The organism is Brevibacterium yomogidense (genome assembly GCF_900163715.1).
GTDB classification, from domain to species: domain Bacteria; phylum Actinomycetota; class Actinomycetes; order Actinomycetales; family Brevibacteriaceae; genus Brevibacterium; species Brevibacterium yomogidense_A.
The window spans coordinates 38,414-53,130 of record NZ_FWFF01000007.1 but is presented as its reverse complement, the minus strand read 5'-3'; the positions used below and the strand labels follow the sequence as shown (position 1 = coordinate 53,130).

Annotated in this window: 13 protein-coding genes and 1 tRNA gene; 11 read left to right on the top strand and 3 right to left on the bottom strand. The window is 67.5% G+C overall.

The features are described from left to right. The first annotated feature begins 14 nt into the window (after positions 1-14). The 7 genes from FM105_RS05310 (at position 15) to FM105_RS05280 (ending at position 8,035) form a co-directional block, all read left to right on the top strand. Positions 15-1,460, top strand: a complete 1,446-nt coding sequence (locus FM105_RS05310) for a Mu transposase C-terminal domain-containing protein (RefSeq protein ID WP_256970248.1) — start codon at positions 15-17, stop codon at positions 1,458-1,460. Further along, positions 1,447-2,352, top strand: a complete 906-nt coding sequence (locus FM105_RS05305; RefSeq protein ID WP_087005896.1) for an AAA family ATPase — start codon at positions 1,447-1,449, stop codon at positions 2,350-2,352. Before FM105_RS05310 ends, FM105_RS05305 begins: the two co-directional genes overlap by 14 nt. Before the next feature lie 266 nt (positions 2,353-2,618). Next, on the top strand, positions 2,619-4,064 hold the full coding sequence (gene merA, locus FM105_RS05300; RefSeq protein WP_087005893.1) for a mercury(II) reductase: 1,446 nt from the start codon (positions 2,619-2,621) through the stop codon (positions 4,062-4,064). 175 nt (positions 4,065-4,239) lie between these two features. Continuing rightward, positions 4,240-5,589: a dihydrolipoyl dehydrogenase family protein gene (locus FM105_RS05295; protein ID WP_087005890.1), complete on the top strand. Its 1,350-nt coding sequence runs from the start codon at positions 4,240-4,242 to the stop codon at positions 5,587-5,589. Positions 5,590-5,758: 169 nt separating this feature from the next. Further along, entirely contained in the window at positions 5,759-6,148 is a 390-nt protein-coding gene (locus FM105_RS05290; RefSeq protein WP_087005887.1) for a heavy metal-responsive transcriptional regulator, read from the top strand. Positions 6,149-6,173: 25 nt separating this feature from the next. Continuing rightward, the gene (locus tag FM105_RS14505; RefSeq protein ID WP_143275828.1) at positions 6,174-7,475 is read left to right on the top strand and encodes a type IIL restriction-modification enzyme MmeI; all 1,302 of its coding nucleotides are present in this window, start codon (positions 6,174-6,176) and stop codon (positions 7,473-7,475) included. A 191-nt stretch (positions 7,476-7,666) separates the two neighbouring features. Then, positions 7,667-8,035, top strand: coding sequence for a hypothetical protein (locus FM105_RS05280; protein ID WP_087005881.1), 369 nt, complete (start codon positions 7,667-7,669; stop codon positions 8,033-8,035). A 496-nt stretch (positions 8,036-8,531) separates the two neighbouring features. Here FM105_RS05280 and FM105_RS05275 read toward each other — a convergent pair. Continuing rightward, positions 8,532-8,605, bottom strand: a tRNA-Ile gene (locus FM105_RS05275). A gap of 146 nt (positions 8,606-8,751) precedes the next feature. On the opposite strand from FM105_RS05275, the gene FM105_RS05270 reads away from it, so the two are divergent. The 3 genes from FM105_RS05270 (at position 8,752) to FM105_RS05260 (ending at position 11,487) form a co-directional block, all read left to right on the top strand. Beyond that, on the top strand, positions 8,752-9,243 hold the full coding sequence (locus FM105_RS05270) for a DUF3145 domain-containing protein (protein ID WP_087005956.1): 492 nt from the start codon (positions 8,752-8,754) through the stop codon (positions 9,241-9,243). Between the two features lie 106 nt (positions 9,244-9,349). After that, positions 9,350-10,018 carry an ABC transporter ATP-binding protein gene (locus FM105_RS05265; protein WP_256970246.1) on the top strand — a complete coding sequence of 223 codons (669 nt, stop codon included), beginning with the start codon at positions 9,350-9,352 and terminating at the stop codon, positions 10,016-10,018. 26 nt (positions 10,019-10,044) lie between these two features. Then, the gene (locus FM105_RS05260; RefSeq protein WP_143275827.1) at positions 10,045-11,487 is read left to right on the top strand and encodes a hypothetical protein; all 1,443 of its coding nucleotides are present in this window, start codon (positions 10,045-10,047) and stop codon (positions 11,485-11,487) included. A gap of 23 nt (positions 11,488-11,510) precedes the next feature. Here the strand turns inward: FM105_RS05260 and FM105_RS05255 are convergent, their stop codons facing one another. Continuing rightward, entirely contained in the window at positions 11,511-12,308 is a 798-nt protein-coding gene (locus FM105_RS05255; protein ID WP_087005875.1) for a thioesterase family protein, read from the bottom strand. Positions 12,309-12,466: 158 nt separating this feature from the next. Between FM105_RS05255 and FM105_RS05250 the strand changes: the two genes are divergently transcribed. Beyond that, positions 12,467-13,429 carry an Fpg/Nei family DNA glycosylase gene (locus tag FM105_RS05250; RefSeq protein ID WP_087005872.1) on the top strand — a complete coding sequence of 321 codons (963 nt, stop codon included), beginning with the start codon at positions 12,467-12,469 and terminating at the stop codon, positions 13,427-13,429. A 3-nt stretch (positions 13,430-13,432) separates the two neighbouring features. Here the strand turns inward: FM105_RS05250 and FM105_RS05245 are convergent, their stop codons facing one another. Further along, the gene (locus FM105_RS05245; RefSeq protein WP_087005869.1) at positions 13,433-14,692 is read right to left on the bottom strand and encodes an EAL domain-containing protein; all 1,260 of its coding nucleotides are present in this window, start codon (positions 14,690-14,692) and stop codon (positions 13,433-13,435) included. Positions 14,693-14,717 lie beyond the last annotated feature (25 nt).

Below are 14,717 nucleotides of genomic sequence, written 5' to 3'. Positions count from 1 at the left end.
CGCAGGTGATCGGCATGGCGCAGATGAGCCCACAGGAGAGACTCACTCTGCTGCGCCAGCACCAGGACGGTGCCCCCTGGACACGGATCGCTGCGGAATCAGGCGTGCCAGTGCGAACACTGGCACGCTGGGCCGCGCAGTACCGTGCTGACCCAGCCTCCCGTGGCCTGCAACGCCTCCGCCGCGCCGATCACGGGACGAGGCGGATACCGCCAGAGCTGGTGGAGATGATCGAAGCTCTGGCGCTTCGCCGTCCTGAGCCCACGGCTGCATTCGTTCATCGCCGCGTCAGCGACATCGCTGAGAATCAAGGACTGACCGCGCCGAGCTACTCCAGCGTCCGGGCGATCATCGGTGCCATCGATCCGGGCCTGCGCACGCTCGCTCAGCACGGCGATGCCGCATACCGGGACCAGTTCGAAGCCGTTCTCCGCCGTACCGCAGCACGCCCGAACGAGCAATGGCAGGCCGACCACACGCTCCTCGACATCGCGATCCTCGACACGACCGGTACCCCAGCGCGGCCGTGGTTGACGGTGCTGCTGGATGACCACTCCCGTGCCGTCGCCGGCTACACCCTCTTTTTGGGCGCCCCGTCGTCCGAGCAGACGGCGCTGGCCCTGCACCAAGCGGTCCACCACAAGACGAATCCTGCCTGGCCCGTCTGCGGCCTGCCCGATGTGCTCTACTCCGATCACGGCTCGGATTTCACTTCCGCCCGCCTCGAGCGGGTCTGCCTGGACACGCAGATCCAGCTCGTCCACTCCCGGATCGGTATTCCGCAGGGACGCGGGAAGATCGAGCGGTTCTACGGCTCCATCACCACCGAGCTCCTACCGCACCTGCCCGGACATATCCCGCATGGAACGAAGGGAGAACCCCTCACGACCCCGACGCTGAGTCTTGAGCAGCTCGACGCGATCCTGGAACGGTTCATCGTCACCGAGTATCACCAGCGTCCACACTCCGAAACTCACCAAGAGCCCGCCCACCGCTGGGCAGCCTCCGGCTTCATTCCCCGCTCCCCGGCGCGACCGGAGGACCTGGACTTGCTTCTGCTGACTGCGGCGACCACGCGGAAGGTCCAACGCGACGGAATCCAGTTCGCCTCCACCCGGTACGTCTCCCCGGTCCTGGCCGCCTACGTCGGCGAACATGTCACCGTCCGGTTCAACCCGCGCGATGTCGGCGAGATCCGCGTCTACTTCAACGACGATTACCTTTGCCGAGCGATCGCTCCCGAACTCGCCGCCGATTCCATCTCGCTACGAGAGCTACAGGCTGCCCGGTCGAGGCGACGCCGTGACCTCAAGCGACAGTTGCGACACCGCCGCAGCCTGGCCGACGCGCTGCCGGCCGACACCCGGTACGTCCCACCTGAACTTCCGGAGGCGGAGCCGGTTACCGTCGAAGAGGAAGCCGCGCCACGACACCGATTGCGTCTCTATGCCACCGAATAAGTCCAAACACAGCCTTCTCAAGGAAGGCGACGACGGTCGCCGATTCCTTCTCGACGATTTCGGGGAGGTCAACGCCAGCGCCCCGCCACGACCCGACTTGCCGCCGTTCCAGATCACTCATGAGCACCGTCGCTTCGCCGAGTTCGCCGACGCGGTGCGCACCCACCGCTATATCGGCCTGTGCTGGGGACCACCGGGGGTCGGCAAGACCCTCTCCGCCCGGCACTACGCCGGCGCCGATGACTGGGAACAATGGGACTCCATCTTCACCGAGGACCTCGGCCCCGTACCGGAACGGGTGCTCGATGCTCGCACCGCGTTCTTCACCCCCACCGTCGCCGCGACCCCGCGCCAGATCGATCAAGGGCTACCGCGTGCTTGCCAACGAATCTCCTTTGCCGTGGACTTCGCCGAACACGGCGTCGTCGACCCCTACGTCCACACCCAGTCCCGCTCCAGCGGGCGCACCGAGCTGCTCATCATCGATGAAGCCGACCGCCTCAAGACCACCGGCCTTGAGCAGGTCCGTGACTACTTCGACCATCACCACATGGGCGTCATCCTCATCGGCATGCCTGGGATCGAGAAACGCCTCGCCCGTTACCCGCAGCTCTACAGCCGCATCGGCTTCGCCCACGAGTACCGCCAGCTGACCCCGGACGAGCTCACCGCAGTGCTGGCCAGACGGCTCCCCGCGGCAGGCGACACAGCAGACGGCGGTGTGGCTCACGCGACCGCCATCGCGACCATCGTTCGGATCACTGCCGGCAACTTCCGTCTCGTCGACCGACTACTCACCCAGATCGAACGCGTACAAACAGTGAACGATCTCGACGCGCTGACACCCGAGGTTGTCGAAGCCGCGCGGCAGGCCCTCCTTATCGGCCACTAAGCGACGCGAGAACCACGCCACTTACCTCTGCGACTCACAGCTCGAACTGGCCCAACGGACGACGCGCACCGGACCGTCTCAACAACCTGTCCATTAATAAGACACGCGATGTGCGCTCCGATGGAGCGAGAACGATTATTTGTGGGCTGTTATCGCAGTTACCCCCTTGACCTTCCCCCCGTGGGGAAGGTGCACAGTGGGGATCAACGCACCAATGAGGAAGACTTCTGTCGAAAGTTCTTCCTCGACGATTCGTGGAGGTCCCTGTGCCTGAAACTGCAACGTCCGAGTTCGATCTGGCCATCATCGGTTCCGGCGGCGGCGCGTTCGCCGCCGCGATCCGGGCGATCAGCCTGGGCCAGCGGGTGGTCATGGTCGAGCGGGGCACCGTCGGGGGCACCTGCGTGAACACCGGGTGCGTGCCCTCGAAGGCGTTGCTGGCCGCCGCCGACGCCCGCCATGTGGCCCTGGACGCTCCCGGCCGGTTCCCCGGCATCGCCGCCATCCCCGGCCCGGTGGACATGCCCGGGCTGGTCGCGGGCAAGGACGCCCTTGTGGAGGGGATGCGCTCGGAGAAGTACGCCGACCTGATCGAGGACTACGGGTGGGACCTGCGCCAAGGTGACGCCACTTTCACCGGTGACGCCCAGGACCCGGTGCTGGAGATCACGAACACAGACGGGGCCGTGGAAACCGTGCGGGCCCGGCACTACCTGGTGGCCACGGGCTCGACCCCGTGGGCCCCGCCAGTGGATGGTCTGGAGGAGGTCGACTACCTCACCTCCACGACGGCGATGGAGCTGCAGGAGGTCCCGGAGTCGTTGATCGTGCTCGGCGGCGGCTACGTGGCCCTGGAACAGGCCCAACTCTTCGCCCGGCTGGGCTCGAAGGTCACGGTGCTGGTCCGCTCCCGGCTGCTGTCCGGCGAGGAGCCCGAGGTCTCGAAGACGCTCATGGGTGTCTTCGCCGATGAGGGCATCCAGGTGGTGCGCCGGGCCGCGGTCGAGTCCGTGGCCACCGACCCGGCCACCGGCGGCGTCGTGGTGGCCGCCACCACGGGCGCCGGCCGCCAGGAGTACACCGCGGACCGGCTGCTGGTGGCCACCGGGCGCCGGGCGGTCACCGAAGGGCTGGGCCTGGAGACGGTCGGGGTCGCAACCGGGGACCGTGGGGAGATCACCGTGGAGGACACGCTCGCGACCTCCCACCCCCGGATCTGGGCGGCCGGGGACGTCACCGGGCACCCGGAGTTCGTCTACGTGGCCTCGGCCCACGGAATCACCGTGGTGGAGAACGCCTTCAACGACGCCGGGCAGCGGGTCGACTACACCCACCTACCCCGGGTCACCTTCACCTCTCCGGCCGTGGGCGCCGTGGGGATGACCGACAAGCAGGCCACAGCCGCCGGGATCCGGTGTGAGTGCCGGGTGCTCCCCCTGGAGTACGTGCCGAGGGCGCTGGTGAACCGTGACACCCGCGGGTTAGTCAAGATCGTTGCCGACGCCGACACCGGGCGGATCGTCGGGATCACCGCAGTGGCCAAGGACGCCGGGGACCTGGCCGCGGCCGGGGTCTACGTCCTGTCCGCGGGCATGACCGTGGATCAGCTGGCGACCCTGTGGTGCCCCTATCTGACGATGGCCGAGGGCCTAAAGATCGCGGCCCAGTCCTTCCGCACCGATGTCTCCAAACTGTCCTGCTGCGCCGCCTGAGAGCCGCCCCCAGCGCCCCAGCCCACGGGAAGCGCCCGTGACCGGCCACGATGCCTGTGCGGCGACCGGGCGGCTGCTGCTTACACCTCACGTCCTGCCCCGACACGAGCTGGGACGGCACGACGAGTTCAACGAGTAGAACCGAAAGATCCACTGCACCTGAAGGAGGAACATCATGAGCGCACATTTCGACGTGGCCGTGCTGGGCATGGGCCCCGGTGGTGAGGTCGCGGCCGGCCGCCTACTCAAGGCTGGGAAGAACGTCGCCGTCTTCGAGCGGGAGCTGATCGGCGGGGAGTGCGCCTACTGGGCGTGCATCCCCTCCAAGACCGTGCTGCGACCACCCGAGGCCCGCACCGAGGTCCACAAGGCCGCCGGGGTCTCCGGTGCCGAGGTGGACTGGGACACCACCCGCGAGTACCGCGACTACATGATCCGCCACCTCGACGACTCTGCCCAGGTCGAGGGCCTCGAGAAGCAGGGCGCCACCGTCATCAAGGACGAGGCCCGCCTCACCGGACCCGGACGGATCCAGGCCGGGGAGTGGGAGGTCACCGCCGAGCACATCATCATCGCCACCGGTTCCGAGGCGGTGGTCCCCCCGATCGAGAGGATCGAGGACATCACCGCCTGGACCAACCGGGAGACCTACACCACCCACGACCTGCCCCAGCGCGCGGTCATCGTCGGCGGCAGCGCCGTCGGCGTGGAGACGGCCACGTTCCTGGCCCGCTTCGGGGTGCAGGTCACCCTGGCCCACCGCGGGGACCGTCTGCTGGGTCGTGAGGACCCCCGGGTGGGAGAGCTCGTCCACGACTACCTGGCTGAGACCGGGGTCGACATTCGATTGAACGCCTCGGCGGCCAAGGCCCGCCGGGACGGTGAGGACAGCATCATCGAACTCGACGACGGCACCGAGGTCGCCGCCGATGTCGTGATCTTCGGCACCGGCCGCAATCCCCGCACCCAAGGCCTGGGCTTCGAAGACGCCGGGGCACGCCTGGGCGAGCACGGCGAGGTCCTCATCGACGAGCACGGCCGGGCAGGGGAGAACCTGTGGGCGATCGGTGACGTCACCGGTGTCATGCCCTTCACCCACGTGGCGAAGTACCAGGGGCGGATCGCCGCCGACGCCGTCCTCGGCCGCGCCCACCCCGCGACCTACGACGGGATCCCGCGGGTGGTGTTCGCCGACCCGGAGATCGCCGCCGCCGGGCTCACGCAGCAGCAGGCCGAGCAGCGCGGGATCCGCACCACCGCCACCGAACTGGACCTGTCCAACGCCATCGCCCGGCCCTGGACCTACGAGCAGGACCCGCGCGGCCATCTGGGGCTGCTGGCCGACACCGAGCGGAAGGTGCTGATCGGGGCATGGGCGATCGGCCCGCAGGCCGGGGAGTGGATCCACCAGGCCTCCCTGGCCATCCGTACCCAGCTGCCGCTGGAGACCCTGTTGGACCAGGTCGCCCAGTTCCCCACCTACCACGAGGCCTACCAGGCAGCGCTGGAAAAGCTCCAGGCCTAGGACCTACACGCCGACCCACACCCCGCCCGGAGACGCCGAAGGCGATCCGGTGGACACTTGCCCCTCCGGGGACGGGGTGGTCACCGTCGCACCGAGTCAGGCGGCGCACTGCGCCAGTACCTTCCTCTACTGTGTAAGGCCAAGGATCAGTCCAGGATCGAGGTGCACCGTGCGTATCGGTGAAGCGGCCGCCGCCGCCGACATGACGACCAAAACCCTGCGGTTCTACGAGCAGCAAGGACTGCTCCCCCCTGTGCACCGCTGTCCCAACGGATACCGCGACTACTCACCAGAAGCCGTCGCCCGACTGCAGTTCATCCGCCGCAGCAAAGTCGCCGGGCTCAGTCTGGCCGAGATTCGCGAGATCCTGCAGGTCCGCGACGCCGGGCGCGCTCCCTGCGCCCACGTGGCCGCCCAGCTGGCCCAGCAACTCGCCAGCCTCGACCGGCAAATCGCTGAACTTACCGCTCTGCGGGCCTCCGTGGCCGACTGCTACCAGAGCGCCGCCCAGGGGGACCCCGCCCAGTGCGACGCCGAGCAGATCTGCAGTTACCTCTGAGGCCGCCGCTGCGACTCAGAGGTCGATGAACACGGTGTTCCTTGGCCACTACACGCGCAACTCGGAGCAAGCGGACGATCTTAAGAGCGCATGGGGTGAAGACGTCAACGGCCGGCTGGATTATGTGACCGGCTGGCACGCTAAGACGAAGGACCTATTGGCGAATCGATCTGGCGAGTTCGCATACGTGACCACGAACAGCATCACGCAAGGCTTGCCAGTGCCTGCGCTCTTCGGCCCGCTCTACCGTGAAGGCTGGAAGATCAAGTTTGCGCACCGCACCTTCGCGTGGGATTCAGAGGCGCCTGGCAAGGCGGCCGTTCACTGTGTGATCGTTGGGTTTACTAAGGACCAAGCGGCTAGGCAGCGGCTTTGGGACTACCCCAATATTCACGGAGACCCAGTACCGCAACGCGTCGTGACAGGCGTCAACCCATATCTCATTGATGGCCCTGACCTCTTGGTGAAGACAACTACGAAACCGCTGTCGCCAACGATCCCACTCGTTCACTATGGCTCTATGCCGGCGGATGGCGGGCACCTCGTGTTCAAGGCCAAAGAGGGCAAGCGAGGTTTTGATTCCGATCCCGTTGCAGCGAAATACCTTCGACGTTTTGTTGGTGCGTCCGAGCTGCTCCATGGAACTGAGCGTTGGTGTTTGTGGCTTGAGGATCTCACGCAGGCCGACTTGAAGGCATCAAAGTTGCTCCGCGACACGATTGAAGCATGTCGACTGTGGCGGTCTGATCAGCCCGAATCTGGCGACGCCTACAAGCACCAGCACACTCCGCATCTTTTCAGGCCAAGTCGTCATGTTCCTCGCGCGCCTTATCTATGCATCCCTCAACACGTTACGGTTAACCGCCAGTACTGGACCGCAGCACGCCTTGAGCCAGAGTTCATTTGCGGAAACGCCAACTTCGTCGCGCCAGATGAAGACGGACTCTTGTTCGCGCTCATCTCATCCTCGATGTTCATCACCTGGTTGCGGGCCGTGGGAGGACGGATCAAGTCCGACCTTCGCTTCGCCAACACACTCGTCTGGAATACATTCCCCGCGCCGGAGCTGGATGAAGCAACGCGTGGTCGAATCATTAAAGCAGGGAGAAAGGTCGTCGAGGCCAGGGCTGAACGTCCTGACCGGTCGTTGTCAGAGCTCTACGAGCCTTACCTTCTGGGCGCTAACGCCAGTCTTCGGAAGGCTCACAATGCGCTCGACACCGAGATCGACAAGGCCTTCGGGGCACCTCGCCGGCTCCAGACCGAGAAGCAACGACTGGAACTCCTATTCCCTGCATATCAAGCGTTGGTAGCAGCCCAAGGCTAGGACGGAATCACTCGCGCCCTTCGTGCGCGGCGGTGTGGAGCGTCTAGATCAGTTATGCCGCAACGTTCGATCAGGTGTTAACAGATTGTCGCGCGTCGAAATGACGCCCGCGCATCTGACTGTTCGCTTCACAGCGCGCAAAGCCCGCGGGCCAGCGTGGCCCGCGCCCACGAGAGCGAGGAGTGCGGGGCATGGAGAGACTGGTGGGCGTGACGTTCGAGTCGGAGCGCGGAGCTGCGCGCACGGTGCTGAACGTGGCCGGCACGGTGACGCCGGCTGTCGTCGTTCGCGAGTGGTGCAGGGCTGGCGAGGCGGTGCATCTGGTGGGCTTCACGCGCGGCCTCGCAGACGGTCCGTGTGCGGTGTGGGCAGAGCATCTGGGTGTCGAGCCGGATGGAGACCCGGGCGTCGAGGCTGAGGCGTTGTCGCGCCTCGAGCCGGACGCTGTGCTCGAACGTGGCGTGTTAGATGCGGATGTCGAGGCTAAGCAGATAGCGGTGCTCGAGTCTGTCGTGCTCGAGCTGCGGGTGTTTGGCGCGGGCGACAGCGCTCTGTCGTGAGGCCCGTCGCGCTCGTGCGCGTGGTGCGCTTGTGGTCTTGAGCCGCGTCGTCCGGCTCGAGCGCTGGGCTTACTTGCGTGGCCAGCGGGGGGCATCCCCGCGCACGTAGGGGGAGGGACCCGCGTCTGCGCGATCCGAGGCTACCGGCCGTCTTAGCAGGGCACCGCCCTCGGGTTTAGAAGTCGATGACATCAAACAGCATCAAAAGATAGCAATTGCATTGCCGGCTCTTTGCTTCGCGGCGCGGTCCTGGCACTGCGCTGCGCGCCCGAGCGTGAGCGCGGCTCGCGGTCGTCTGCTGAGGGTCGATCCGGCAACGAGTCACCCCTGTTTCGAGGGATCGAAAAGTGCCACTAAAGTGCCACTTACTTTCAGAGTCAGGCCGAAACAGGCCGAACGCATATGGCTCGTCGTCTGTCAAGTCGAGCGTTCTGAGCGTATGAAGAAACCCCCGCGATCCCAGTGTTTACGCGGGATAGCGGGGGTTTCGAGGCGGTGCCCCCGGCGGGGCTTGAACCCGCGACAAAAGGATTATGAGTCCTCTGCTCTAACCAGCTGAGCTACAGGGGCGAGGTGCTCCGCGAGTGCGTGTCACCAGCAAAGACCCAGGATCAAGAGGGTCCTTCTTTGCCGTGCCTATAGTACAATAGCCGCATGCCGACTCGGCACGGATCGTTGGGGAAGACGTATCCGGGAAGAGGAGGCAACAGATGGATATGACACAGGGCGTTCTTTTCGTCCACTCAGCACCTCGTGCGCTGTGCCCTCACATCGAATGGGCCGCGGGCGGGGCTATCGGCGCGCATGCGAAGTTCGACTGGACTGAGCAGCCTGCCGCACCGGGCATGTTCCGTGCAGAGATCTGCTGGAAGGCGCCCGCAGGTTCCGGCGCCCGCATCGCGTCGGCGCTGCGCGGCTGGGACGGTCTCCGCTACGAGGTGACCGAAGAACCCAGCGAAGGTGTGGACGGCGGTCGTTGGAGCCACACGCCGGCGCTCGGCATCTACCATGCCGTCACAGATGCGCACGGCAACATCGTCGTACCCGAAGACGTCATCCGCACCGTCATGGTCCGCACCGCTGGGGATCCGATCGAGATGTCGACGGAGATGGAGCGCGTGCTCGGACAGGCCTGGGACGACGAGCTGGAGTCGTTCCGCTACGCCGGTGACGGAGCCCCCGTCCGGTGGCTCACCAAGGTCGGCTGAACGCACTCGGCCACTCCCTCCTCCGCCTCGAGCAGCGGTGGACACCTCGATGATGCGGTGTCCACCGCTGGTGTGTGCTCCCGTCCGGATCGCATAGGCTTCTGACGTGGCATCTGACCTGCACTCATCGTCCCTCGTCATCGTCGACGAAGCAGCTGTGACCCGCGGTGCGGACGCCCTCCTGCGGCCGTGCTCGGCATCCGTCGACCCCGGCGGGGCACTCGTCATCACCGGGGGCAACGGGTCGGGGAAGACCACGCTGCTGACACTGCTGTGCGGCTTGAGCACCCCCACTGCCGGCACCGTCCTCATCGACGGCCGCGCCCCCGATGAACGCTCACCCGCCTTCCGCAGCGCAGTCGCCGGAATGCTCGGTCTGCCGCCGTTGGCACGTGACCTCACAGTCGAAGAGCAGCTCCGACTCGTGACAGTGTCGTGGGGCGCGCCCGCTGCCGGTCCTTCCGGCCCCCACGCCGTCGCCCACCGGCTCCTCGATCGTCTGCAGATCGCCCACCTCGCGGACCGCTTCCCCCATGAGCTCTCGTCTGGTCAGCTCCAGCTCACCGGGCTCGCGCTCACTCTTGCGCGACCCTCCCACCTGCTGGTGCTCGACGAGCCCGAGCAGCGTCTCGACACCGAACGCCGCGGAGTCGTCGCGGGCCTGCTGAGGGAGTTGCGCGACGAAGGACGGGCTCTCGTCGTCGCGACGCACAGTCCGCAGATCGTCGATGCCCTTGCGACGGAGGTCCTGGACCTCGACGCAGCACATCCATGAGCCGGTGGTCGTCGCTCCCGTCACGCGTGCATCGTCTCGCTCACCCGCAGAGCGCGTCCGGCGATGGCTGGTACGCCGTGTACGCGAGTCTGCTCGTGGGAGTCGTGGTCGGCCTGCCACTGATGCGGGGTGCCGCGCAGGGCCTCGGCCAGCCCTCCGTCCTCCCGTTCCTGGAAGATCCACCCGTCGGCGCGCTGCCTGTGGGATTCTCCGCGGCCATCGCGGCCGCGGCGCTCGTGGGAGGAACAGCCGGTCCTGCGGTCCTGACCCCGTTCCTCACCGTTCATCTGGGCGGCAATCACCTCAGCCGCGCCCGGACCCTGCTGCGGCCCTTCCTCCGGTCCGCAGTCCTGCTGGTCTCGATGTGCCTGGTCGCTGCGGGGACGAGTGCGTGGACCCTCTGGAATGCCGGTGCCGTCGACGTCGCATCCGCCGTGCTGCTGGTCCTCATCGCAGGCTGCGCGGCATGGATCGTGAGCGTCGTCTGGCTGGCCGGACAGGCGTGCACCGCTCGCACGAGGGCCGTGCTCGTCCTCGCTGCCGTGGTGGCGGGCGCTGCCACCTCAGTGCCACCCGTTTCGCTGTTCCCGGTTCTGTGGAGCACGTCCGCCGTCGGTGCTGCGTTCTGGGTGGTGTGCGCGCTGGTGTCGTCTCTCCTCGTGCCCAGACTGCTCGTGCGTCTTCGGGGTGATGGCCTCCTGAACCACGCGCGGCGCCGGGACCTCGCGGCAGCCGCCGGGAGAGCGGGCGAGGTCGGTCACGCTCTGTCGACGTTCCGTCCGCTCCCACGCGTGGGTCGTCGCATGAATGCGGTGGCTGCGCGGGCCCCGTTCATCGTGACGATCGTCCGCAAAGACATCGTGGGTGCTCTCCGCACGCCGGTGCGAGGAGCCGTCGGCGCCGCAGGAGTCGTCGCGGCCGCAGTCCTGGTCGTCCTGTCGTTCGCGCTGCCGGCGGGTGTGATGTGGGTGGCCGCTGCCGCCGCCGCAGTCATCGGCTTCGCATCGCTGGGTGTTGTGAGCGATGGCTTCCGGCACGCGGCGGCCGGTGCCGGCCGACCGCCGCTCCACGGTGTGTCCACCGCACGCCTCATGGCGTCTCACGGTGCGCTGCCCGCGCTCCTCGTCGTCCTCGCGGCAGCCGTGGGGGCCGGGGTCGCGGCCGTGGCGGGTGTGCCCGCCGGTGCGGTGCTCGGGGCACTCGCGAGTCTGGCGCTGGTGGGGCTGGTGCGCGCGTGCGACAGCGCCCGAGGCCCACTGCCGGTCCGACTGCTCACTCCCGTCCAGAGTCCGGTCGGGGACTTCGCGGGTGCCGTCGTCGTCCTCTGGCAGGTCGAAGCGGTGGTCGTCGCGCTCAGCATCACCGTCGGGCTGACGTACGCGGTCTCCGCCAGTCTGTGGGCACTGGTCTCAGTCCCACTCCTCGCGACTGCGCTCGTGCTGCGCACGGGGAAGCGCCTGCGCTCGTAGTCAGCGGCGGATGCCGGCGGACGTCAGCCGACGTCCTGCGCCACCATCGCCTGCAGACCGATGCCGATCTTGCCGCGCTCGTCGGACAGGACATCGTGGACGATGCCGCCGTGCCCGCCCGCTGCGCGGGACGCCGCGTCCATCCGCAGCCATTCGCCCTCGAGATCCCGTTCGAGTGCCACGTGGAGATCGCAGTTGATGAAGCGATGCTGCCGGGGATCCAGGGAGAACGTGACCCCTCCTCCGGAATCGGCGAGGACGAGGACGCGCTGCCAGGGGGAGGGCTCCTCCTCATCGACGAGCGCATTGAGCTGACGACCCCACACGACGGTCGATCCGCCCTCGCCCGTCCCGCCGGACACGAATCGCCATTCGACGGATCGGCCGTAGCCGTTCTCCTCGGCTCCAGGGATGGGGCTGCCTGCCAGTACCGATGCGTCAGCCGGGCTGTCAGGGGGCGAGCCCTCACCGGTTGCGGCGAGTGTGGGGAAGTCGTCCGGTGCACGCAGGATCCGCCATGCGCGAGCGATGAGCGCAGGACGTCCGTCATCGGCGGATGCTGTGGCTTCGAGGAGCTCCATGGAACGGCCAGCGCGGAGCGTCTGGACCGTCACGGTGAGCGGTGCGACGGGCACCGGACCCAGTATGTCCGTCCGCACGTCTGCCAGGCGCATTCCGTCGCGCGGTTCGTGGAGCTCCATCTGCCGTGCCAGGAGTGCGGAGGGCGGGCCCGCGTGCTGGGCGTCCGAGCGCCAGGGTCCGCTGGTGGCCGCCGTCGACTCGAAGCGTCCCACATCAAGCTGCCGATAGAAGGGTTCCACGTGCACTCACCTCGTCGAGAGTCTGAACGATTGTTCGGTCATGGACGAGTCTCCCACAGTCGCACTGGACACTGCAGGTCCGAGACTGCGGAGGGTCGGGGCTCCGCGACGGTCCTAAGATGGTGTCGCCAGTCTGTGAGCAAGAGAGGACACCGTCCGTGCCCGAAGGCCATTCCGTCCACCGCATCGCTGTCCGCTTCCGGGAGGCGATGGTCGGTCGTGTCGTGCACACGACGTCGCCGCAGGGCCGCTTCGCCCGCGGCGCGGGACTCCTCTCCGGGCGGGTGATGGAGGAGTGCTACGCCGTGGGGAAGCAGATGTTCGCGCAGTTCGACGGCGACCTGCACCTGCGCGTCCATCTGGGGATCTACGGGGCGTGGGACTTCTCGATGCAGCTCCCCGATGCCGGGCACACAGGTGCGCTCGAAGGGCAGACCGGTGAGTACGCGGCGAGTCCGGGCTCCATGGGTGCGCCGCGCGCGGCCCGGGTGGCCCGCGTCCGGGCGGGTGAGGAGGAGACGGCGAGCGGCGCCTCGGGAGGGGTGGTCGTCTGGCCGCCGGAGCCGGTGGGCGCGGTGCGGGTGCGGCTGCTCACCGAAGACGTGTGCGCCGACCTCCGCGGTCCCACGGTCTGTGAGGTCCTCACGCCGGTGGAGGCAGCGGGACACCTCGAGAGGCTGGGTCCCGACCCCGCGGTCGACGGCAAGCGCCGGGGCTGGGTGCGGTTCCGCGACAAGGCGGCCCACCGCAGGACACCGATCGGAACGCTGCTGATGGACCAGGCGATGATCGCGGGCATCGGCAACATCTACCGCGCGGAGATGCTCTTCCGCGCGGGCATCGATCCCTACACCCGGACCGTCGATCTCGAGGAGTCGCAGCTGCGGGCACTCTGGGACGACTGGTGCAGACTCCTGCCGATCGGCATCGAGACCGGAGTGATCGTGACACGCACCGACCTGCGGGGGAGTGCGAAGCAGGACGCGCTCGACTCGGCGGAGAATCGTCACCACGTCTACGGCAGGGCGGGACAGCCGTGCCGCGTGTGCGGCACGGCGATCAGCCTCGCTCAGATGCAGGGGCGGAAGCTCTACTGGTGCGCGGGATGCCAGCGCCGGTGAGGATCAGCGCAGCGCGCGGATGCGGCTCATGACCGACCGGGCCGCATCGACGCAGGCGTAGCGATCGGTCGTCACGTAGACGTCGTACTCGACCCTGCCGTCCATGCCGGGCGCGGGACGGCGCTTGCCGACGGTCATGCCGGACCAGTCGGGTCCGACCATCACGACTGCGAGCTCCTGCTGGAGGGGGTCGGACGTATCGAGGGGGCCGCTCCATGCCGCCGGCACGGGCGGGGTGTCGAACCCGTTCGACAGCATGACGGTGTAGCCGGTGCTGTCCGCGATCCGCGCGTACCGTTCGATCGTCTCGTCGCGCAGCGTCTCGTGATCGGCGAAGATGCCGATCACGACAGCGGACTTGCCGGCGGTGAGCGTGCGCTCCTCCAGCGATGCCAGCTGCGCCTCGAGCATGTCCGCGTCCATGATCATCGGATCGCGGCCCAGTCCCTGAGCGATCGTGAAGGGTGTGCCCTGTGCGGGGAGATTGCGCGTGTAGTGCGCTTCGATGGGGTCCTCGCCGGCCGGATCCACCGGCGTGGGGGAGTGCGAGGGGACGCCGAAGTGCGGTCCCGTTCCGAACCGGGCTCCCATCGCGCGTGCCATGACGACGTCGGCGTCATCGCGGATGCCGTCCGCGATGATGATCGCCTCCGTCCGCTCGACGTGGGCGTGGAGGAGCCTGATGAGGTCCGCGATATGGGTGGTGTCCTCGATGTCGAGCACGTTGCGGTGCAGCGTCACGACAGAGGGATTCACCAGCGGTAGGAACGACGTGGTGCTCAGATCCATGCCGATCGACGACATGCCGATGCCCCACCCCAGGGAACGGGCCTGGCGGACGGAGCGCAGAGACATCGCCGGAGCCATCGCGACGCGCTCCGGATGGAGCTGCAGGATCGCGGACCGGTCGGGTTCGCCCGTCCTGTCCTCGACGGTGACCAGCGACTGCGGCTCCGTCGTCAGCAGGAGGCGGTTGTTCCGGGGGAGTTCGAGCGCCTCCGCCTCTCGCAGCGCGAGTGCGCGCAGCGACGAATCGAGGTCACCGGCCAGTGGCGACTCGCGCACCGCGCGCCGCAGGGCGATGAAGTCGTCGATGCCGAAGTGCGAGGATTCCGTGCTGCCGTGGAACACCTGATGCGCGACGACGGCGTCCGTGTCGAGGTCGACCACGGGACCGAAGAAGGTGGTGATGAGTCCGGAACGGACGAGCCCTTCGAGGTCGAGGTCCGATTCGATGCGCATGGAGGCGTCGGTCGTGCCCACGTCATTGTTCCCTTCAAGCGTCCTG

Excerpts from the sequence above, each read along its gene's own strand:
- FM105_RS05310 (WP_256970248.1), top strand. The coding sequence starts at position 15 with ATGGCGCAGATGAGCCCACAGGAGAGACTCACTCTGCTGCGCCAGCAC.
- FM105_RS05305 (WP_087005896.1), top strand. The coding sequence starts at position 1,447 with ATGCCACCGAATAAGTCCAAACACAGCCTTCTCAAGGAAGGCGACGAC.
- FM105_RS05295 (WP_087005890.1), top strand. The coding sequence starts at position 4,240 with ATGAGCGCACATTTCGACGTGGCCGTGCTGGGCATGGGCCCCGGTGGT.
- FM105_RS14505 (WP_143275828.1), top strand. The coding sequence starts at position 6,174 with ATGAACACGGTGTTCCTTGGCCACTACACGCGCAACTCGGAGCAAGCG.
- FM105_RS05280 (WP_087005881.1), top strand. The coding sequence starts at position 7,667 with ATGGAGAGACTGGTGGGCGTGACGTTCGAGTCGGAGCGCGGAGCTGCG.
- FM105_RS05270 (WP_087005956.1), top strand. The coding sequence starts at position 8,752 with ATGACACAGGGCGTTCTTTTCGTCCACTCAGCACCTCGTGCGCTGTGC.